Annotated in this window: 21 protein-coding genes; 6 read left to right on the forward strand and 15 right to left on the reverse strand. The window is 72.8% G+C overall.

The features are described from left to right. Positions 1-94 precede the first annotated feature (94 nt). Positions 95-718: a DUF305 domain-containing protein gene (locus ACI2L3_RS38120; protein ID WP_404757080.1), complete on the reverse strand. Its 624-nt coding sequence runs from the start codon at positions 716-718 to the stop codon at positions 95-97. A 212-nt stretch (positions 719-930) separates the two neighbouring features. Between ACI2L3_RS38120 and ACI2L3_RS38125 the strand changes: the two genes are divergently transcribed. Beyond that, positions 931-2,433, forward strand: coding sequence for an LVIVD repeat-containing protein (locus tag ACI2L3_RS38125; protein WP_404757049.1), 1,503 nt, complete (start codon positions 931-933; stop codon positions 2,431-2,433). On the opposite strand, the gene ACI2L3_RS38130 is transcribed toward ACI2L3_RS38125, so the two are convergent. The 4 genes from ACI2L3_RS38130 to ACI2L3_RS38145 all read right to left on the reverse strand — a co-directional run bounded on the left by ACI2L3_RS38130 (position 2,399) and on the right by ACI2L3_RS38145 (position 5,699). Beyond that, positions 2,399-3,052 carry a TetR/AcrR family transcriptional regulator gene (locus ACI2L3_RS38130; RefSeq protein WP_404757050.1) on the reverse strand — a complete coding sequence of 218 codons (654 nt, stop codon included), beginning with the start codon at positions 3,050-3,052 and terminating at the stop codon, positions 2,399-2,401. The genes ACI2L3_RS38125 and ACI2L3_RS38130 overlap by 35 nt on opposite strands. 183 nt (positions 3,053-3,235) lie before the next feature. Then, on the reverse strand, positions 3,236-3,931 hold the full coding sequence (locus tag ACI2L3_RS38135; protein ID WP_404757051.1) for an HAD family hydrolase: 696 nt from the start codon (positions 3,929-3,931) through the stop codon (positions 3,236-3,238). Positions 3,932-3,965: 34 nt separating this feature from the next. Then, positions 3,966-4,655 carry a phosphatase PAP2 family protein gene (locus tag ACI2L3_RS38140; protein ID WP_404757052.1) on the reverse strand — a complete coding sequence of 230 codons (690 nt, stop codon included), beginning with the start codon at positions 4,653-4,655 and terminating at the stop codon, positions 3,966-3,968. A gap of 108 nt (positions 4,656-4,763) precedes the next feature. Next, entirely contained in the window at positions 4,764-5,699 is a 936-nt protein-coding gene (locus ACI2L3_RS38145) for a M56 family metallopeptidase (protein ID WP_404757053.1), read from the reverse strand. A gap of 141 nt (positions 5,700-5,840) precedes the next feature. Here ACI2L3_RS38145 and ACI2L3_RS38150 point away from each other — a divergent pair, with 141 nt between their 5' ends. Next, complete coding sequence (locus tag ACI2L3_RS38150) at positions 5,841-6,482, forward strand: HAD family hydrolase (protein ID WP_404757054.1); 642 nt, start codon at positions 5,841-5,843, stop codon at positions 6,480-6,482. Positions 6,483-6,509: 27 nt separating this feature from the next. On the opposite strand, the gene ACI2L3_RS38155 is transcribed toward ACI2L3_RS38150, so the two are convergent. Further along, positions 6,510-7,064, reverse strand: coding sequence for a DUF5134 domain-containing protein (locus ACI2L3_RS38155; RefSeq protein ID WP_404757055.1), 555 nt, complete (start codon positions 7,062-7,064; stop codon positions 6,510-6,512). Positions 7,065-7,231: 167 nt separating this feature from the next. On the opposite strand from ACI2L3_RS38155, the gene ACI2L3_RS38160 reads away from it, so the two are divergent. Then, on the forward strand, positions 7,232-9,013 hold the full coding sequence (locus ACI2L3_RS38160; RefSeq protein WP_404757056.1) for an FUSC family protein: 1,782 nt from the start codon (positions 7,232-7,234) through the stop codon (positions 9,011-9,013). Further along, the gene (locus ACI2L3_RS38165; protein WP_404757057.1) at positions 9,010-9,549 is read left to right on the forward strand and encodes a MarR family winged helix-turn-helix transcriptional regulator; all 540 of its coding nucleotides are present in this window, start codon (positions 9,010-9,012) and stop codon (positions 9,547-9,549) included. Before ACI2L3_RS38160 ends, ACI2L3_RS38165 begins: the two co-directional genes overlap by 4 nt. Positions 9,550-9,555: 6 nt before the next feature. On the opposite strand, the gene ACI2L3_RS38170 is transcribed toward ACI2L3_RS38165, so the two are convergent. Next, positions 9,556-10,899: an NAD(P)/FAD-dependent oxidoreductase gene (locus ACI2L3_RS38170; protein WP_404757058.1), complete on the reverse strand. Its 1,344-nt coding sequence runs from the start codon at positions 10,897-10,899 to the stop codon at positions 9,556-9,558. Between the two features lie 257 nt (positions 10,900-11,156). Beyond that, positions 11,157-11,549 carry a VOC family protein gene (locus tag ACI2L3_RS38175; protein ID WP_404757059.1) on the reverse strand — a complete coding sequence of 131 codons (393 nt, stop codon included), beginning with the start codon at positions 11,547-11,549 and terminating at the stop codon, positions 11,157-11,159. An 83-nt stretch (positions 11,550-11,632) separates the two neighbouring features. On the opposite strand from ACI2L3_RS38175, the gene ACI2L3_RS38180 reads away from it, so the two are divergent. Beyond that, entirely contained in the window at positions 11,633-12,184 is a 552-nt protein-coding gene (locus ACI2L3_RS38180) for a GNAT family N-acetyltransferase (RefSeq protein ID WP_404757060.1), read from the forward strand. Positions 12,185-12,211: 27 nt separating this feature from the next. On the opposite strand, the gene ACI2L3_RS38185 is transcribed toward ACI2L3_RS38180, so the two are convergent. The 4 genes from ACI2L3_RS38185 to ACI2L3_RS38200 form a co-directional block, all read right to left on the reverse strand. After that, positions 12,212-12,895, reverse strand: a complete 684-nt coding sequence (locus ACI2L3_RS38185) for a glycerophosphodiester phosphodiesterase (RefSeq protein ID WP_404757061.1) — start codon at positions 12,893-12,895, stop codon at positions 12,212-12,214. An 80-nt stretch (positions 12,896-12,975) separates the two neighbouring features. After that, positions 12,976-13,101 carry a hypothetical protein gene (locus ACI2L3_RS38190; protein WP_404757062.1) on the reverse strand — a complete coding sequence of 42 codons (126 nt, stop codon included), beginning with the start codon at positions 13,099-13,101 and terminating at the stop codon, positions 12,976-12,978. A 162-nt stretch (positions 13,102-13,263) separates the two neighbouring features. Beyond that, positions 13,264-13,899 (reverse strand): PadR family transcriptional regulator, encoded by a 636-nt coding sequence (locus ACI2L3_RS38195; protein WP_404757063.1) that lies wholly within the window; start codon positions 13,897-13,899, stop codon positions 13,264-13,266. 59 nt (positions 13,900-13,958) lie between these two features. Further along, the gene (locus ACI2L3_RS38200; RefSeq protein WP_404757064.1) at positions 13,959-15,509 is read right to left on the reverse strand and encodes a bifunctional phosphatase PAP2/diacylglycerol kinase family protein; all 1,551 of its coding nucleotides are present in this window, start codon (positions 15,507-15,509) and stop codon (positions 13,959-13,961) included. Between the two features lie 96 nt (positions 15,510-15,605). On the opposite strand from ACI2L3_RS38200, the gene ACI2L3_RS38205 reads away from it, so the two are divergent. After that, positions 15,606-15,800, forward strand: coding sequence for a hypothetical protein (locus ACI2L3_RS38205; RefSeq protein ID WP_404757065.1), 195 nt, complete (start codon positions 15,606-15,608; stop codon positions 15,798-15,800). 15 nt (positions 15,801-15,815) lie between these two features. Here ACI2L3_RS38205 and ACI2L3_RS38210 read toward each other — a convergent pair whose 3' ends face one another. The 3 genes from ACI2L3_RS38210 to ACI2L3_RS38220 all read right to left on the reverse strand — a co-directional run bounded on the left by ACI2L3_RS38210 (position 15,816) and on the right by ACI2L3_RS38220 (position 18,996). Beyond that, positions 15,816-17,231: a UbiD family decarboxylase gene (locus ACI2L3_RS38210; protein ID WP_404757066.1), complete on the reverse strand. Its 1,416-nt coding sequence runs from the start codon at positions 17,229-17,231 to the stop codon at positions 15,816-15,818. 1 nt (position 17,232) lies between these two features. Continuing rightward, entirely contained in the window at positions 17,233-17,976 is a 744-nt protein-coding gene (locus tag ACI2L3_RS38215; protein WP_404757067.1) for a hypothetical protein, read from the reverse strand. Positions 17,977-18,066: 90 nt separating this feature from the next. Next, a complete protein-coding gene (locus ACI2L3_RS38220; RefSeq protein WP_404757068.1) occupies positions 18,067-18,996 on the reverse strand; it encodes an amidohydrolase family protein in 930 nt (309 codons plus the stop codon). Positions 18,997-19,063: the final 67 nt, after the last annotated feature.

The following is a 19,063-nucleotide window of genomic DNA, read 5'->3' on the forward strand; positions in this document are numbered from 1 at the left end:
GCGCGCCCGGGACGGTTTCAGGATCGCACCGAGGGCCGCACGATGTCAGGGGTGTGCGGCCGTCCGTGCGCGTTCACCCCATCCGGCCATCCGGTCAGTCCATCTCCCGCATCCTGCTGATCTCGCTCGACTGCTGTGCCACGACGTCGTTCGCCATCTCCTCGACCTGGATGTTGTTGCCCTCGGAGAGCACATCCGTGGCCATCGTGACCGCCCCGCTGTGGTGGGTGATCATCAGCTTCAGGAAGAGCTGGTCGAACGCCTTGCCCTTCGCGGCGCGCAACTGCTTCAGCTGCGCGCCGCTGGCCATGCCCGGCATCGTCGCGTGGTCGTGCCCCGCGTGCTCGCGCGGGCCGCCGTGCTTCTTCAGCCAGCCCTTCATCGCGCCGATCTCCGGACCCTGCGCGGCGCTGATGCGCGACGCGAGCCGCTTCACCCGGCTCGACTCGGCACGCTTCGGGGCGAGTTCGGTCATCTTCAGGGCCTGGCCGTGGTGCACGATCATCATCTGCGTGTAGGTGAAGTCGGCCGTGTTGGGGGAGTCGTCCTCGGATCTCTGCTCCGCGGCGTCCTTCGCGGACAGCGTCGCCGCGGTCTCACCCGGCCTGCCCGGCGCGATCACCGAAGGTTCCGGTGACGCCTTGGCCTTGGCACCGGATCCGCCCCCGCCGCCCGTGTCGGAGTCGCACCCCGCGAGTACGAGAAGCGCGGCGGCCATGAGTGAGGTGACGGCGGACGTACGACGGTTGAGCACAGCGACCTCCTGTGGCACACGGGCGAGTTGGGGTCCGTCCTAGCACGCGAATGAGCATTCGGGACCGGAAACTCTCGTTACGAGTCCGCCTCCCTCTGTTGATCTGAGCATGATGAGAACGATACTGCGGGTGTCCGTGAACCGTTCAACTGCGAACGGCGACTAGGGAGGACACAGTGACCCTGTTGAGCAACCCCCGAACCCGGCGCAGACGCCTGGCTGTCGGCACGGCCGCGGCCGGACTGCTGGCCGCGCTGCTGACCGCGGCGCCCGCGGGAGCCGTCCCCGATCCCGGTGACACCCCCGCAGCCCCCAAGAGCGTCTCCAAGAGCGACGCCGCCCAGACCAGGGAGGCCATCGAACGCGGCGAGATACCCGCGCCCGACGAGGTCGTCCACTCGGACAACATCGAGCACCTGGCCAACATCCCCAAGGACGCGCTGCCCGGCACCAACTCCGACATCGCGTTCCAGGGCAAGTACGCCTTCGCCGGCAACTACGACGGCTTCCGGATCTTCGACATCAGCAACCCGAAGGCCCCCAGGACGGTCTCGCAGGTCCTGTGCCCGGGTTCGCAGAACGACATCTCCGTCGCCGGCAACCTGCTCTTCCTCTCCACGGACTCCTCGCGCAGCGACGACTCCTGCAACAGCACCACGCAGCCCGCGACGGAGAAGTCCTCCTGGGAGGGCATGAAGATCTTCGACATCAGCGACAAGTCGAACCCCAGGTACGTCTCCGCCGTCGAGACCGCCTGCGGCTCGCACACGCACACGCTGGTGCCGGAGCGCAGGAACGTCTACGTGTACGTCTCCTCGTACTCCCCGAACGCCACCTTCCCCGACTGCAAGCCGCCGCACGACGGCATCTCCGTCATCAAGGTGCCGCGCAAGGCCCCGCAGAAGGCCGCGGTCGTGAACTTCCCGGTGCTCTTCCCCGGTGAGGGACCCGACGGCGGCGGCAACCCGGGCGGGCCCACCAACCCGGGCGTCTCCAAGACCACCGGCTGCCACGACATCACCGTGCTGCCCTCCAAGGACCTCGCGGCGGGCGCCTGCATGGGCGACGGCATCCTCTTCTCCATCAAGGACCCGGAGAACCCGAAGATCATCGACCAGGTCCAGGACAACGCCAACTTCGCGTTCTGGCACTCGGCGACCTTCAACCAGAAGGCCAACAAGGTCGTCTTCACCGACGAGCTCGGCGGCGGCTCCGGCGCCACCTGCAACGAGGCCACCGGCCCCGAGCGCGGCGCCAACGGCATCTACGACATCCAGGGCAAGGGCGACAAGCGCAAGCTGGTCTTCAAGAGCTACTTCAAGATCCCCCGCCACCAGGCGGACACCGAGAACTGCGTGGCCCACAACGGCTCGCTGATCCCGGTCAGGGGCAAGGACCTCATGGTCCAGGCCTGGTACCAGGGCGGCGTCTCCGTCTGGGACTTCACCGACTCCAATAAGCCCAAGGAGATCGGTTACTTCGAGCGCGGCCCGCTGACCACCGACAAGATCACCACCGGTGGCTCCTGGTCGGCGTACTACTACAACGGCCGGGTCTACTCGAACGACATGGCCAAGGGCCTCGACGTCCTGAAGATCAACGACAAGCGGACGGACCCCGCGCAGCGGGTCCGCATGCACGAGCTCAACGTCCAGACGCAGCCGGACTACTTCGACTGACCAGGGAGGTCCCGCCGGGCGGTGCGCCGCCCGGCGGGACCCCGAGCTTCCAGTCGAGCTCGTACCGCTGGAACAGCTCGGCCCGCAGCGTCGCCAGCGGCATCGGCGCCCCGGGAATGAGCAGCGCGAAGACCGCGCCCATCAAAAGCGCCCGCAGCAGCGGATAGTCCCGCTCGACGTCGTGCGATCCGTAGCGCACGACGGTGTCGCGCAGCAGCTCCGCGAGCCGCTGCTGCTCGGGGCACTGCACGAAACCCTCGGCCTGCAGGATGCCCGCCATGTGCGTGCGCATGAGCAGCGGCTCGTCACGGGCGAGCCCCAGGATCGCGTCGACGGCCCGCGCCATCCGCTCGTGCCCGTCGTCGGTGCGCGGCTCCCGCTCCAGCGCCGCCTCCAGCGTGCGGTGCATCAGCCGGTGCACCGCGGACTGCAGCAGCTGGCGCTTGCCGGGGAAGTAGTACGAGACCAGGCCGCGGGCGGCGCCCGCCCGGTCCGCGATGTGGCCGAGCGTCGTGGCCTCGTAGCCCCGCTGGCCCACGAGCTCCACAGTGGCCTGCAGCAGCCGCTCCCGGGAACGTCTGCGCAATTCTTCATTGACCGATGGGCTACGCGGGGACATTCTGTAACTCCTGCGTTGACTGGCTCCGAGCCAATATACTCAGTGCGTCCCGAGGCGGAGTCTCGAGAGGGATTCCGCGCGGGTCGCTGGAGCCTGGGGCAGGCAGCACTGCGGGGGAGTGTTGCCTGCCCACAGGCGTGCGCGCGGGCTGCCGACGCGCGCTCTCCGAGGGCCGCGGACCCCTCATCCGACGAGGTCGAGCACGGGCCGCAGTGCGTCCGGGCGACGGTCCACCGGCAGATGGTCGACGAAGTGCACCGCGCACCCCAGACTGGCCGCGCCGCCGTCGGCCCGCCGGTCGTCGCCGACCATGAGGGTCTCCCGCGGATCGGCCCCGAGCGCCTCACAGGCCGGCGCGAACAGGCGCGTGTCGGGCTTCTGGATCTCGTGCTCGTACGAGAGGACGTACGCGTCGACGTACGGGTCGAGCCCATGGGCGCGGAAGACGGGCCGCAGATCCCAGCCGATGTTGCTGACCACCGCGACACCGATGCCCCGCTCCCGCAGCGCGGCCAGCACCTCCCTCGCGTCGGCGTAGGGCTGCCACGCGGGAGGCGCCATGTGCCGGTCGTACAGCGCGTCGTACAGTCGCGGGTCCGGCAGCGGCACCTCGCGGGCGAGGCCGGTGTACGCGGCGCGGTGCTGCTCCGCGCTCCGGTCGCGGACGGCCCACAGCGCGGCGAGGTGCCCGGGCACGGAGACGGGGTGCGCCCCGCCGGGCAGCGCGCCGGCCCGCTCCAGCGCCGCGGCGATCGGCCCCGACTCCGCGTCGGGCAGCGCCACTTCGAGCTCGCCGAGCACGGTCCGCAGCCAGGACTCCGCCGACTCGATCCGGAACAGGGTCCCGGAGAAGTCGAAGAGCACGCCCTTGATCGTCATGTGCGGAGCCTCCAAAGCGTCGATGAGTGCGCGGTCACGCCTCCTCGCCGGTGGCGCGCCTGCCGGGTCCGTACGCGTACGTCGCGACGGTCAGCGCCACCGTCAGGGCGCCGAGCAGCCAACCGCCCACGACGTCCGACGGCCAGTGCACACCGAGCCAGATCCGGGTCAGGCCGACTCCGGCGACGGAGAGCACGGCGAGCGCCAGGCCGGTGCGCCACAGGGCGGGGCCCGCACCGTACACGCGCAGCAGCCACAGGAGCAGACCGCAGACGAGGGCCGCCGTCATCGCGTGGCCCGACGGGAACGCCGCGTAGTGCGCGGAGTCCACCGGGTCCGGCCACACCGGGCGCGGCCGGTCGAGTGCCGCTTTGAGGCCCTGCTGCACCGCCGCCCCGATCAGGCAGGCGCCGGTGATCCACAGCGCGAGCCACCGGGCGCCCCGCACCGCGAGCCAGATCACCACCACCGCGACGAGGGCGCGCATTGTCCATGGGTCCCACACCCAGTCGGTGAGGACGCGGCTGACCCGGGTGGTGTCCGGGTCGTCCACCGCCCAGCGGTGCGTGGTGTGCGCGATGTCGTCGTCGAGCGAGAGCAGCGGCCGCCACTCCACTCCGACGAGCAGGAGCAGCAGGAGCGAAGGCACGCCGAGAGCCGCGGCGGCACGGGCGGCACGGGGGCCGGACGGTCGGGTCGGGGAGTCGGTGGGCGCGGAGTACATGGAATGATCCTCGCCGACGGAGCGGGACGGGGGCCATCCCGGAGGGCCGTGTCGGAAGTCCCGTCTGCCCGTGACGTCGGGGCGTAATCGGGGGTTCACGGCGGGCTCTCAGCCCAGTGCGCGCAGGCCCGGTACGAACGTGACCAGAACGGGGATGACCGGCACGAGCGCCGCCGTCGCCGTCAGCCGCAGCCGGCGTGCCGCGGTGAGGCGCGGACGGGCGGAGAGCAGGCGGTGCACGCGCTGCGGGACGTGCGCGTGGTGGGTCGGGCAGGGGCCGAACACGCCGCGGTCCTCGTTGAGTTCGACCAGGGCGAGGGCGATCGTCAGACGGCCGAAGCGGCGCGACGCCACGTCGTCGGCGGCGAGCTCCACCAGGCGGTGCATCTCCGCGCGGAACGCCGCGAACACCCGCACCTGCGGAAACCCGACGGCCAGCGCACCCGAGCAGTGCAGCAGCCAGTCGTGCCTGGCCTGCGCGTGGCCCTGCTCGTGGGCAAGGACGGCGTCCAGCTGACGGCCCTTCAGGCGACGCAACGCGGCCGTGGTGATGACCAGTTGGGGAGCCTGGCCCGGCAGCCACCAGGCGTCGGGCCGCTCACCCTCGAGGACGACGAGACGGTTGCCGCCGGGCTCCTCGCCGGGCAACAGCGGTGAACGTACGAGCAGTTCGGACCGCCGTCCGGCCCGCCGCGCGCGCGCCCGGGCAACCTCACGGGTCAGCATGACCGCCGTCCACACGCCCCCGCACGCCAGCGCCACGGCGGTCGCCGCGGCCCAGGGGCCGGGCGCCTGGAGGGCGTACGCCTCGACCACGCCGTGCGGCGCGGGAGCGAAGACGTGGCCGCGCACGGCCTGCCACGCGGCGGCGGCGCTCAGGGTCATCGAGAGCGCGCAGCAGAGCAGGACACCCGCCACGACGCACTGCCAGACCCACAGCGCGACCACGGGTTCGCGCTCCGGCCAGTCGGCCCGCGCGAGCATCCGGGGGGCGACGACAGCGGTCAGGGCGCCCAGCAGCAACAGCGCGACGGGGACCATCATGCCGCCCAGCCTATGAGGGTTGGCCTACCCGAGGGTATGGGCTGCCGGGCCAAGTGACGCACGCCACGGCCGACACGGGTGTATCTCACGTACGAGTGACGACCACGGCTCCCGTGCCACGGCGGCGTTAGTGTGCGGACGGTGATCGAGACCATCGTGTTCGACGTGGGGGAGACCCTCACCAAAGACGACCGCTACTGGGCAGCCTGGGCGGACTGGCTGCAGGTGCCGCGCCACACCCTCTCCGCGCTCGTCGGCGCCGTCGTCGCGCAGGGCGGTGACGGCGCCGACGCGCTGCGGTTCGTCAGCCCGGACATGGACATCGCCTCCGCCCACCACGCACGGGAGACCGCCGGCCGGGGCGAGCATCTGAGCGAGGCCGACCTCTACGCGGACGTGCGGCCGGCCCTCGGCGGTCTCCAGAAGCTGGGCGTCCGCGTCGTCGTCGCCGGAAACGGGACGCCGCGCGCCGCCGAGCTCCTGCGCGACCTCGACCTGCCCGCCGACCTCATCGTCACCTCGGGCGACTGGGGCGTGGCCAAGCCGGACCCCGCCTTCTTCACCCGGGTGCTCGAAGTGGCGCAGGCCGCACCCCAGGAGACGCTGTACGTCGGCGACCATCCCGCCCACGACACGTTCCCCGCCAAGCGGGCGGGGCTGCTCGCGGCGCACATCCGCCGCGGCCCGTGGGGGCACTACTGGGCGGACGACCCGGCGGTCGCCGACGCGGTGGACTGGCGGATCGACAGCCTCACCGCGCTGGCCCCGCTGATCGAGCGGTGACCTCACGTTGCCGGCGCGGCCGCCCGTCTACAGCGTGAGCAGCATCGCCACCATCCCTATCCCCATCGAAAGGCGGCACGCCAGCGCCACCTCGGAGCGGTCCGCCCACCCCAGCACGGCGGGGCCGCCCGCCGCCGAGGCGACCGCCCGGGGCGCCAGCCGCGCGCCCGACCACAGCACATACCCGGCGAAGTAGAGCAGAAGCGCACCCGTCAGGAGCGGGACGCCGGTGCCACCGTGCCCCGCGTGCGCGCCGGGCGCCGCGGCCATCGCCACCGACATGTAGACCATCGCGGACGCGCCGACCAGATGGTGGAGGTGGTGGCGGCCGGCGCGGGCCGCCCACACGGTGTGCAGCGCGGCCACGCCGAACACCCCGGCGTAGACCAGCCACGCCCACCGCGGCGGCGCGACCACGGCCGCGGGCACGGCCATCACCGCCATCCCGAACCCCATGAGCGCCTCGCCGCCCGCTGTGCGGCGCTGTTCCTCGATCCGGCTGCGCATCCGCAGCAGGCAGTAGGCCCCGGTCGCCGCGCACAGCGCGACGAGCAGCCAGGCGGCGTGTGCCGGTCCGTGCACCGCACCCTCCCCCTGTAGACGGTGTTCGTCGGGTCGATGCCCGGGTCCGCGGGGCCGTACGCGAGCGCACAGGGGTGCGGGGGGAGCGCGGGGTAGCGGCCAGGGGGCGCTTCGGGTGCTTTGGATCCAGGTAGTTTGCGAGTAAAACACTTGCTAACCTTTTGGGTATGAGCAGTACGCCGCCGCCCGCGAACCCGCACCCGTCCCCGCACCACCCGCCCCTCCGCCCCGTCCGCGTCCGCCGGCTCCCGCTCGCCGGTGTGCTGCGCCCGGGCAAGCCGTCCGACATCTGGTTCAAGCCCGCGAGCAGCGTGGTCGTGGCCACCGGGATACCGAACCTGACGCTGCTCGCCCTCGGGCGGCTCGACCTGGTGATGTACACGATGGCCGGCTCGTTCTGCGCCCTGTACGCCCACAACTTCCCCTACGCCGCCCGCGCGCGGGTCCTCGCCGGGGTCGTCGCGGGCATGACCGCGAGCGTCGCCGTCGCCCTGGTCACCGCCTCGCTGACGAGCTCCGCCGCGATCCTCGTCGCGGTCGGCGCGCTGCTCGCCGCCGCACAGAAGACGCTCTGCGACGCCACCCGCGTCGGACCGCCCGGGCACCTGATCTTCACCTTCATCAGTTCGGCGACCCTCTTCGCGCCGCAGAGCCCGGGCCAGGTCCCCGGCCACCTCGCGCTGACCCTCGCCGGTGGCGCGATGGCCTGGCTCGTCGGCATGGCGCCCGCCCTGGTGCGGCCGCACGGGCCCGAGCGCCGGGCCACCGCGCGCGCCCTGCACGGCGCCGCCGCGTACGCGGAGGCCGTACGCGCCGACACCCCCGGCCCCGAAGCCGTCGGCCCCGACACCCTCGGCCCCGGCGCCCAGCGGGCCCGTGCCGCAGCGGTCGGAGCCGTGCACGCCGCCTGGCAGTCGCTGCTCGCCACCGGCGCCCGCACCACCGCCGCCCGGCGCGCCCTGTGCCGGCTCGTCGTCCGCGCCGAGGAAGCCCTCGCCGCGCCCGCCGCGGCCGACCCCGCCGCGCTCCGTTCCTGGGCGGCCGGACTGCGCGGCACGGGCGCCGTCCCGCGCCCCCGCGGCGTACACCCCGGCGAGGACGACGAACTCCTCGGCCTGGACGCCGAACTCGCCGGGCCGAAGGTCCCGCTGTGGCGGCGGCTCGCCCCCGGCTCACCGCTGCTGCCCATCGCGCTGCGCACCGCCGTCGGCTGCGCCCTCGCCGGATACGCCTCGCTCGCCCTCGGCATCGGCCGCCCCTACTGGGCGCTGGTCACCGCGGCCTCCCTCTACCAGGCCAACCTCACCCTCACCTGGAACCGGGGCGTGCAGCGCGTGGTCGGCAACCTCATCGGGGTGTTCGCCTTCGCCGCCATCGCGCCCTTCGCGCATCTGGGCCACGCCGAGCTCGTGGTGAGCTGCCTGGTCCTCGCCTTCGGGGCGGAGGCGCTGATCACCCGCAACTACTGGCTCGGCAGCGTGTGCGTGACACCGATGGCGCTGCTCGTCACCGAGTTCGCGCGCTTCCAGCAGCCCGGCGAGCTGATCCTCGACCGGGTCGTGGACACCCTCGTCGGCGCCGCCCTCGGCGTCGCGGCCGCGATCCTCGTCACCAACCGGCGCGCCGCCGACCACATGGAGCGGGCCATCGAGGCCACCGACCGGGCCAGGGAGCACGCCGAGGCCGCGCTCGCGGGGGCGGCCGCGCCCGAACCCGCGCGGCGCCGGCTCACCGCCGCCCTCGTCGAACTGCGCGCCGCAGACGACGCGGCGGCCGGCGAATGGTGGCAGCGCGCCCTGCCCGAACAGCGGGTGCTCGACGCCGAGCGCGCCGGACACCGTACGCTCGCGGCGATGGTCCGCCGGCCCACTGGTCAGCGCGGTGAGAACGGTCAGGGGACGCGGCCCCGCGAGGGAGCCGCCGACGCCTGGGAGGGCGCACGAGCATGACGACGGAGAACGGCCCGGTGGTGACCGGCCCCGGTGGAGACACCGTGGCCGCGGTGGTGCGGCAGTGGCAGGCGGTGCGGCCCGACATCGACACCGGGCCCATGGAGGTCATCGGCCGCATCAACCGCTGCGCGGCCCTCCTCCAGCAGGCCGAGGACGCCCCGCTGCGCCGCGCGGGCCTGACCCGCGCCGAGTTCGACCTGCTCGGGGCGTTGCGCCGGACGGGGCACGAACTCACGCCCGGCGAGCTGGCCCGCGAGACGTTCTCCTCCGGCGCCGCCGTCACCAAGCGCCTCAAGTCCCTCCAGGAGCGGGAGCTGGTCGAGCGGCGCGCCGACGCGCGGGACCGCCGGGTCGCCCACGTCGGCCTGACCGGCGCCGGACGTGACCTCGTCGACGCGATCCTGCCGGAACAGCTGGCGTACGAGACCGTCGTGCTCTCCGTGCTCGACGGAGCCGGACAGGGCCAACTGAGCGGTCTTCTGGGAGAGCTGCTCGCCCAGCTGGAGGGCCGGCTCGGCGTGCGCCGGGGCTGAGGCGGGTCAGGCCGCCACTCGCTCCCTGATCTCCTCCGGCGTCAGATACGCGTCGGTCATCTCGAAGTCCTTGAGCGTGGCGGGCCGTTGGGCCTGGAAGCCGGTGCGTACGTAGTCGTCGCCTGCGAGCGCGTTGAGCCCCCAGTTGGCGGCCGTTCGGAAGCGGGCGGTCACCGTGCGCAGGGCGCCCAGGTGGTAGCCGCGCGCCACGACCTGCGCGGGCAGTCCCGTCAGCTGCACGCCCAGCGGCTTCGACACCGCCTGGATGCCGCCCAGGTCGACGACCAGGCCCATGTCCTTGTGTCGGTAGTCGGCGAGCGGCAGGCCGCGCAGCGACGCGAGGACGTTCTTCGCGGCGGCCCAGCCCTGGCGCATGGCGTGCTGCGCGGTCGGCGGGCAGATCGCGTCGCCGCCCTTGACGACGTCCGGGACGGCCGCCGCGTCGCCGAGCGCGAAGACGCCGTCGAGCCCGGGGACCGTCAGATCGGCCCTGACGACGAGCCGTCCCCGGTTCGTCTCGGCGCCGAGCGTCGCGATGAGCGGGCTGGGCGCGACCCCCGCGGTCCAGATCAGCGTGCGGCACGGCAGGACGCGGTCGTCGGTGAGTGTGACGGTGTCCTCGGTCGCCTTCGCCACGGACACGCCGAGCGAGACGTTCACGCCCCGGCGCTGCATGATCTCCATCGCCTTGTCGCCGAGCCGCTCGCCCAGCTCCGGCATGAGCTTCGGGGCGACGTCCACGACGTGCCACTTGATCTGCGACACGTCCAGGCCCGGGTACCGCTTGACGGCGGCACACGTCAGCCGCTGGAGGTACGCGGCCGTCTCCACGCCCGCGTACCCGCCGCCGACCACCACGAACTGCAGCCGCTGCTCGCGCTCCTCACGGTTCGAGCTCGCCGCGGCCAGGTCCAGCTGGGAGATGACGTGGTCGCGGATCCAGGCGGCCTCGGCGAGCGTCTTGACGCCCACCGCGTGCTTGTCGACGCCGGGGATGTCGAACTGCCGCGTGACACTGCCGGGGGTCAGGACCAGGTAGTCGTAGCGCTCCACGACCTCCTCGCCGTTGATCTTCCGTACGACCACGGCCTTGGCCTTCGGGTCGATGCCGACGGCGCCGCCCGGCACGATCGAGGTGCGGCGCAGCATCCGGCGCAGCGGCACGGCCACCGACTGCGGAGTGAGCACTCCGGAGGCGACGTGCGGGAGCAACGGCAGATACAGCTGGTGGTCCATTGGGCTGATCAGCCGCAGCTCCGCCTCGTGCGGCGAGAGCTTCTTCTCCAGCTTGTGAGCGCACTCCATGCCGGCGAAACCGCCGCCGACGATGAGGATCCGGGGAGCTGCCATGTGATGTCTCTCCTGGGCTGTTGGAGATCGACTTCAGGGCTGTCGGGCCCGTCGGGTGCTGGGCCTTCGGGCCTGTCAGGGCTGTGGAAGATCTTCTGCGGACCGTACCCGTGGCCTTGTACCCCTGCATCCCGGATGGATTGCTCGTGTGACGTGCTTCACACAGAGTAAATGGCCGGCGTGGGATCCAGGCGCGGCGGGATGCTCCGGGGGGAGCTCCTGATGACGGTCGACATCCGCGTCCTACTGGGCCCGCCTCAGATGCCGGGGCGGTAGCGGAGCGGGTGGTCGCGCGGGATCTCGACGAGGACGATCCGGACGCCGTCCGGGTCCGCGATCCACATCTCGATCAGGCCCCACGGCTCCTGGACCGGCGGGCGCAGCACCTCGACGCCGCGCTCCGCCAGTTCCGCGTGCGCCGCACGGACGTCCGCGACCTGGAGCCAGAGCTGGAGGCCGGGCGATGGCGGGGTCTCGGACCGCCCGGAGAGTTCGAGGAAGCCGCCGCCCAGGAAGTAGACGGTGCCGCGCTCGGGGCCCGTGCCGAACTCGCGGTGGACGGCGAGGCCCAGCGCCTCGCCGTAGAAGGCGCGGGAGCGCTCCGGATCCGTGGGACGCAGCAGGGTCCTGCCGCTCAGTACGTGCACCATGCGGCCGCACCCTAACGGCCCCGGCCGCGCGTTAGGCTCGGCGGCGCCCCTTGTCGCGCCAAGAATCTCGGAGAGTCAGCTTCATGGACACCGTCCCGCGCCCCACTTCCGGCGAACTCACCTACCGCGACGCGGACACCGGCGACGTCGACGCGCTCGTCGCGCTGATCGAGTCGGCGTACCGCGGGGACGCCAGCCGGGCCGGGTGGACCACCGAGGCGGACCTCCTGGAAGGGCAGCGGACCGACCCGCGGGGTGTCGCCGAGGTCATAGAGTCGCCCACGAGCCGGCTGCTCACCGTCGAGCGGGACGGCGAGCTCGTCGCCTGCTGCCAGCTCGCGCACCGTGGTGACCACGCCTACTTCGGGATGTTCGCGGTGATCCCGGCCCAGCAGGGCGCGGGTCTCGGCAAGGAGATCATCGCCGAGGCCGAGCGGGCGGCGCGCGAGACGTGGGGCGCCCGCGAGATGCACATGACCGTGATCTCCGCCCGCGAGGAGCTCATCGCCTGGTACGAGCGGCGCGGCTACCGCCGTACGGGAAAGATGACCCCCTTCCCGTACGGCGACGAGCGCTTCGGCATCCCGCAGCGCGACGACCTCGAGTTCGAACTGCTGGTCAAGGAACTCGGCTGAGGCCTCGCCGGGGGACGTGCGGGACGCTCAGGCCGTGAAGCGGCCCGTCCGCTTGATCTCGGGGTAGTCGGTGGTCGCCCCGTCCAGCTGCAGCGCCCGTACGAGACGCAGATCGTCCTGCGTGTTCACCACCCAGCCGATGATCCGCAGGTCGGCCTTCCTGGCGTGCTCGACGATCTCCAGCGTCAGGCGCCGGATGTTGAGGACGAGCGTCGTGGCGCCGACGGCGGTGGCGCGCTGCACGACGTCGGTGCCGTAGCGGCTGGCGACGAGTGCGGTACGCACCCCGGGAACGAGGCGCGCGATCTCGGCGATCGCCTCGTCGTGGAAGGAGATCACCTCGACCCGGGAGACCAGGTCACGGCGGTGCATGACCTCCGCGAGGGCGCGCGCGGCGGCGACGTCCTTGATCTCGGCCTGCAGCGGCGCCTTCACCGCGTCCAGGACCTCTTCGAAGACGGGGACGCGCTCGCCGCGGCCGGCGTCGAGCTCGCGCAGTTCGGCGAGGGTCTTCTCGGCGATGGGCCCCTTGCCGTCGGTCGTACGGGCCACGTCGGCGTCGTGCATGACGACGAGGGCGCCGTCCTTGCTCAGATGCAGATCCAGCTCGATGAGGTCGAGGCCTGCCGCCTGCGCGGCGATGAAGGAACGAAGGGTGTTCTCGGGTTCGACACCCATGACCCCGCGATGACCGATGGTGAGGAAGTTCAAGATCCACTCGCTTCCGTCGACGGAGGCTCGGCGACCGCGCGGCGAGGACGGAGGAAGTAGCCACGCGGCAATGTCGCAGCTTAATGGCCCGCCTCGGTGAGGGAACCGTGCGGACGCGAGTGAGGGGAGTCGTCCGCTCTGGTTCCCGCGATGCCGAGGAGGAGCCCCGTGATGAGGGCGGCGACAAGGACGGCGCGGGTGCTCACGGGTGTGCTGCTCCCTACGGCGGGGGACGGCTGACCCCGCCCGTCCTACCGCCACGGTGCCCGCGGGGGCGAGCCGCTTCACCCGGGCGTGGGCGAGTCCTCCACGGGTTGACCGGACGCCCTTTCGCTTTCGCGGTCGGCCCGGCGAGGCCGTCTCCGCGGTCAGCTCGTCTTCGTGTCCAGCCCGTCCAGCCCGTCGAGGTCGTCGAGCATCGCCTCCGCCAGCTCCACCTCCGACTCCAGGCGGCGCTCGCTCCACCGCAGCGCGATCTCGGGGTGGGACCACGCCGGCGCGCCCTCCGCCCGCGCGAGCGCGGACCTGACCTCCTTCAGCTCGCCCTCGGTCCGGGCGATGTGCGCGGTGACCAGCGCTCGCAGCTGGTCGGGGGCGGTGAGGTGGCCGAGCCAGACCCGCAGCAGCAGCGGGTGCTTGAGGACGGGCGGGCCCACGTCCCGGCCGCCGCCCGCCCAGGCGGCCAGCGCGGCACGGCCCTCGTCGGTGATGGCGTACGCGCGCTTGGTGCGGGGCGCCTCGGGCCCCGAGCGGCGCGACGTGGCGTACCCGAGCGCTTCGAGGCGGCGCAGTTCGGCGTAGATCTGGCTGATGGCGGGCGACCAGTAGAAGAAGCGGAGGGAGGCGTCGGCCCACTTCTTGAGCTCGTATCCGGTCCGCTCCCCGGGGAAGGAGAGCAGCCCGAGCACGGCCCACGCGGTCGGCGGCAGCTCGCCGCCGTCAGTGGTTCCGGTGGTGGAACCGGTGGCCACCTGCTGGGGCGGGGTCGTTCGACGGGCTGCCATACGCCGCATTGAAGTGAACGCCGCACTCCCGGCGCAAGGGCGCGCCCGCCCGGCGCCTGTCAGGCCGGATCGCGGCGCGGGCGGCGGCCGGCCGCCAGCGTCATCGTGCGGGCCCGCTGCGCGATCTCGTCCAGGCGTGCGGCCGGGCTGTAGACCGTCAGCGCGCCGTGCCGCTTGTCGAGGAGCAGGGAGTCCGGCGCCGGTGCGGTCTCGCCGTCGTACGCGAGGGTGGCCACGCCCTCCAGACCGCTGAGCCGGAGCCGTTCGACCCGTTCGGCGCGGAAGACCCGGGAGCGCCGCAGCGCGCCGCCCAGGGTGGAGAGGGCGACGCGGGTGCGGGCCAGCGGCGCCCCGGCGTCGACGGTACGGATGTCGAGCAGACCGTCGTCCATGCGGGGCCGGTGCGTGAGGGCGAGACCGTCCGGCACGTACTGACCGTTGCCCGCGAAGAGCAGCCACAGCACGCGGTCGTGGCCGTCGAGCCGGATCCGCAGGGGCGTCGCCGTCCGCAGCACCTCCACGACCGACCATGCCGCCGCGGGCCACTTGCCGATGCGGCCCTCCAACTTCTCCCGCCTGCGCACCAGTTCCGGGTAGAGCCCGATGCTGAAGGTGTTGACGAAACCGGTCACCTCCGCGCCCTCGCCGTCGCGCACCCGTGCCAGGTCGACGCGGACGGCCTCGCCCCGCAGCACGGCGTGCGCGGTGTCCTCGAAGGTGGGCACACCCATGTCCAGGGCGAAGTGGTTGAGGGTGCCCCCGGGGAACACCGCCAGCGGGAGCCCGGCATCGGCGGCCCGCCGGGCGACGGCGTTCACCGTGCCGTCGCCGCCGCAGACACCGAGCACACCGGCCGACCCGCTCGCCCGCGCCACCGCCTTGTCCAAGACCTCACGGAGGTCGTCCGTCGGACCGCACGCCACGATCTCGGCCTTCGGCAGCAGCAGCTCCAGGTGTTCGCGCGCGGGCAACCGCCCCGGCACGCCCTTCCCGGCACCGGAGTTGAGGACGACGACAAGCCCTTCGCCCTCCGGCAGCGCGGGCACCCGCATCCGGGTCCGCCGTTGCCGCGCGGGCGAGGGACGGGGCGGCCACCAGTAGCAGGTGACCGCGGCGGCGGCCGCGCCCAGCGCGCAGCCCGCGAGCACGTCGCCGGGATAGTGGACCCCCACGTACACCCTGGAGAAGGCCACGGCCGCCGCGACCGGCGTGAGCAGCGCGCCGTACCGGGGCGCCTCCAGGGCGACCCCCACGGCGAACGCCGCCGCCGACGCCGAGTGCCCGGACGGGAACGACGACGTCCACGGCGCCTTGGAAAGACGCCGCACCACGGGAACCGCGGCCAGGCCCGGCCGGCGCCGGCGCACGGCGTACTTGGCCACCACGTTCGTCGTCAGCGACGCCAGCGCCAGGGAACCCATCCCGCGCCGCGCGGCACGCCGGGCCGCGGGGCCGCCGACGGCCGCGAGGACCGCCGCCGAACCGCACCACAGCAGCCCGTGGTTGGCCGCCGCGCTCAGCGGCGGCAGCACCTGGTCCGCACCGGGCAGCCGCGCCGACGCCACCCGCTCGAACCACCGCCGGTCGATGCTGCCGATCCGTCGCCTCATGGCCTCACTGGAACAGGGCGCGGGGGCCGAGGCCCGTGCTGCTCGCCCGAACGGGTCACGCGCGCCATCTCCGCCCTGCGGACGGCCAATGTCGACATGATGACGAGCCGCCCTCTCGACGTACAGGTCAAGCGGATCTACGACACCGCCGGGCGGGACGACGGCGCCCGCGTCCTCGTCGACCGGCTGCGTGCCGTCGCTCGCGCGGGACGGCTGACGCTGCTCACGGCGGCCAAGGACCTGCCGCACGGACATGTGCGGGTCCTTGTCGACGTACTGAAGTCACCGTGAGCCGGCGCGGAGACGTCAGCCGCGTGGCGCGTCACCGTCGAGCAGGCGCCGCGCGGTCTCCATGCGGCGCGGCTCCACGCGGATGCGTACGCCGTGGAAGCCCGGGCCCCGCGTCGCATCCAGGGCCATGCGGGACGTCGTGCCGTCCGTGGTCGACGACGGATCGAGGGGGCTGCCGGGCAGGCCGTCGACGACGAACACGTCGCGGTGCGGCTGCAGATGGGCCGCCGTCGCCCACAGCACGTCCGCGTCACGGGTGACGTCCACGTCCTCGTCCACCGCGACCACGGTCTTCAGATACGGGTCCCAGCCGAGCAGCGCCAGCATGACCTGCCGGGCCTGGCCGGGGCGGGCCTGGCGCAGGGCCACGTACGCGTGGAAGTGCGTCCCGGAAGTGGGGTAGTGCAGGGCGGTGACCTCGGGGAAGCGGCGGCGGAGCTGGTCGGCCATCTCCGCCTCACGGGGCAGCCGGGCGAGGTTGAGGTGCTCGGCCGTATTGCCGCCGACGACATCGAGGAGGAGGGCGTCACGGCGGCGCAGGACCGTCTCCACGGTGAGGACGTTGTTGGTGGAACGGTCGGAGGAATAGCCGGAGAACTCCCCGAACGGCCCTTCCGCCGCCCGCCGCCCCGGATCGATGAACCCTTCCAGGACGATCTCCGCCCCGGCCGGCACCCGGATGCCGCGCCGCGGGGTCCGCACGACGTCGAGGGGAGCTCCGAACAGGCCGCCCGCGATGGTGCGTTCGTCGACGTCGGGGCCGACCCGGGCGGACGCGGCGAGCAGGAACAGCGGGTGCGCGCCGATCACCATCGCCACCGGCAGCACCTCGCCCCGCTCCTCGGCCAGCCGCAGGAGCTGCCACAGATGGCCGCGCGAGTGCAGGCTCGTGGCGAGTTCGGTGCGGGAGTGGACCATGGAGCGGTGGTAGCTGAGGTTGCCCGCGCGGCCGGGCGTGCCGGGCGGCGCCTCCGCCGTGATGATGCCGCTGGTGATGTACGGGGCGCGGTCGGAGGCGAAGTGCCGGATGAGCGGCAGCGTGCCGAGGTCCACCGCGTCGCCCTCCTCCACCACATCGAGGACCGGCCCGTCGGCGACCACGCGCGGCTCCTGGCGGCGCGCGGAGGCCGCCTGGTAGGCGCGGTGCAGACCCGCGCGGTCGGTACCGAGCAGCCGGGCGATGCGGTCCCGTGAGGCGAAGACATTGGTGATCAGCGTCGTGCCGAGCCCCTCGACCCGCGGGCACACGAGGAGGTCGGCACGGCCCCGCCCGGCGAGCTCCATGACCAGCGCGGCCACGTCCTCGCCCTCGATCTCCTGCGCCACGGTCAGGACGTCGGCGGCCTGCCCGGGACCGTGGGCGCGCAGGAACGCGCGCAGATCCTGCGCACCCGTGTACGCGGTCGCCGTGGTCGCCTCAGTGGATGTCACCTCAGTGTGTGTCACAGCACACTCCCGCGTGGGCGCCGGAGATGAACATGCGCCCCCAGGACGGGGCGTTGACGTGCAGCCCGAGGAGCTTCAGGCCCGTGTGCACCGCGACCCGCGCCCCGTCGAACACCGGCTTGCCGAGCTGCCGCTCCACGAGCGCCGCCACGGGCGCGACCGGCAGCTCCGTGCCCGCCACCACCAAGCACCGCGCGTCGCCGGTGCCGGCGTCGAGGAGCAGCCGCCGCAGCCGCGCCACCGGCAGCTCCGCCGCCTCCCGCGGGGTCCCCAGGCCGAGCGCGGTGACCGAGGCGACGCGCAGCCCCGCGGCGACGTACGTGTCGGCGACGCGCCCGGCGCTCTCCCGCGAGCCCGCGGTGATCAGGGCCAGGGAGGGCAGGGCGTGGCGGGCCAGGAGGTCGAGCTGGCCGAGCGTGACCGTGGAGGCCGGCACGCCCGCCGTCGCCTCGATCGTGCGGGCGACGGCCCGGGCGTGCGCCAGGCCGTGCAGCCCGCACGAGCCGCCGTTCCACACGACGGCGTCCGCGCCGGCCTGCGCCAACTGTGCCGCCCCGCGCGTGAGTTCGGCTTCCTGTCCGCCCGCGATCGCGGGGCCGCACAACTGCTCCGGCAGCGCGGCCCGCGCCGTGGGGTGCGCGGCTTCCACCGGGACGGGCGCGCAGATCTGCGCCGCCCAGCGCTCGGCGCCGAGTGAGGTGGAGGGGAGGAGGTGGCCGATGCGCCGCATGGAGGACATCCGTTTCTCGTCGCCGTGGACACGGACAGAGGACAGGGCGGGGCCGCCCCCGGTCTGCCGAGGACGGCCCCGGGGGCGCGGTTACGGCCCCGACACCGTGGCCGGCGAGGCGTACGTGTCCTTCAGCCGCAGCTGCGCCTCCGCCTGGTCGCGCGGCGGGGGAGTGGGCTTCAGGCCGAGCAGCTTGGCCATGTTGTTCCCGAGGTAGCCCTCCAGGTCGTCCTCGGACAGGTGCATGCCCTGCGGCGGAGGGCCGCACAGCACCTCCAACTCCCGCGCCCACATGCCGGGTTCGTTGGGCGGCGAGTCCGTGCCGAACACCAGCTGGTGGCGCTCCATCTGCTGGGCGAACTCCACGATCCGCGACTGCAGCAGCCAGCCCGACTCCCCGTACACGTTGGGCGAGTCGAGGATCATGTACAGCGCCTCGAAGCAGTACACCCCGCCCGTCTGCACCCCGAAGTGCGCCAGGATGAAGTTGACGTCCTTGAACTCCCGGATGATCGGGTAGAACTGCGTCGGAATGGAGTAGGGCCCGTCCCCGGTGTGGATCAGGACGACGAGTCCCAGCTCGTCGCAGACCCGCAGGACGGGGCGGAGCCAGTCCAGGGCCCGGTCCGGCCGGTAAGCATGCATGTTGGCATGCAGCTTCACCATCTTGTAGCCGTACTCCTTGACGTGGAACTCCAGCTCCTTCGCCCCGTTCTCGGGGCCGAAGCGCGGGTTGTACATGAAGTTCCCGATGAACCGGTCCGGGTACCGCTGGACCAGTTCGGTGATGTACGCCATGTAGTCCCGGATGCCTTCGCGGCCGGTACGCATCCCGTCCTGCCAGACGCTGTTGCCGGGCGGCGGCATGATGCAGCCGTAGTCGATCCGGCGCGGCTTGCCGTTGATCATGTACGGGCCGTCCATCATCTCGATGGTGCGCTCGCCCGTGAACGGGGAACCGTCGTGCCGCCACGCCTGGTCCACGATGTTCGTGGGATGCATATGGGTGTCGATGATCAAGGTGCTCGTTCCTTCCCGGCTGGTACCGACCGTGTCTCTGTTGGTGGACCGTTTGGGGACCCGGGGC

Origin of the sequence: Streptomyces sp. NPDC029674 (assembly GCF_044903205.1) — a bacterium.
Classification (GTDB): Bacteria; Actinomycetota; Actinomycetes; order Streptomycetales; family Streptomycetaceae; genus Streptomyces.

Bases quoted from the DNA above. Each gene is read 5' to 3' on its own strand.
- ACI2L3_RS38170 (WP_404757058.1), bottom strand. From the start codon at position 10,899: ATGGCAGCTCCCCGGATCCTCATCGTCGGCGGCGGTTTCGCCGGCATG.
- ACI2L3_RS38205 (WP_404757065.1), top strand. From the start codon at position 15,606: ATGATGACGAGCCGCCCTCTCGACGTACAGGTCAAGCGGATCTACGAC.
- ACI2L3_RS38130 (WP_404757050.1), bottom strand. From the start codon at position 3,052: ATGTCCCCGCGTAGCCCATCGGTCAATGAAGAATTGCGCAGACGTTCC.
- ACI2L3_RS38215 (WP_404757067.1), bottom strand. From the start codon at position 17,976: ATGCGGCGCATCGGCCACCTCCTCCCCTCCACCTCACTCGGCGCCGAG.
- ACI2L3_RS38135 (WP_404757051.1), bottom strand. From the start codon at position 3,931: ATGACGATCAAGGGCGTGCTCTTCGACTTCTCCGGGACCCTGTTCCGG.
- ACI2L3_RS38165 (WP_404757057.1), top strand. From the start codon at position 9,010: ATGACGACGGAGAACGGCCCGGTGGTGACCGGCCCCGGTGGAGACACC.
- ACI2L3_RS38120 (WP_404757080.1), bottom strand. From the start codon at position 718: ATGGCCGCCGCGCTTCTCGTACTCGCGGGGTGCGACTCCGACACGGGC.
- ACI2L3_RS38200 (WP_404757064.1), bottom strand. From the start codon at position 15,509: ATGAGGCGACGGATCGGCAGCATCGACCGGCGGTGGTTCGAGCGGGTG.
- ACI2L3_RS38175 (WP_404757059.1), bottom strand. From the start codon at position 11,549: ATGGTGCACGTACTGAGCGGCAGGACCCTGCTGCGTCCCACGGATCCG.
- ACI2L3_RS38145 (WP_404757053.1), bottom strand. From the start codon at position 5,699: ATGATGGTCCCCGTCGCGCTGTTGCTGCTGGGCGCCCTGACCGCTGTC.
- ACI2L3_RS38160 (WP_404757056.1), top strand. From the start codon at position 7,232: ATGAGCAGTACGCCGCCGCCCGCGAACCCGCACCCGTCCCCGCACCAC.
- ACI2L3_RS38195 (WP_404757063.1), bottom strand. From the start codon at position 13,899: ATGGCAGCCCGTCGAACGACCCCGCCCCAGCAGGTGGCCACCGGTTCC.
- ACI2L3_RS38180 (WP_404757060.1), top strand. From the start codon at position 11,633: ATGGACACCGTCCCGCGCCCCACTTCCGGCGAACTCACCTACCGCGAC.
- ACI2L3_RS38140 (WP_404757052.1), bottom strand. From the start codon at position 4,655: ATGTACTCCGCGCCCACCGACTCCCCGACCCGACCGTCCGGCCCCCGT.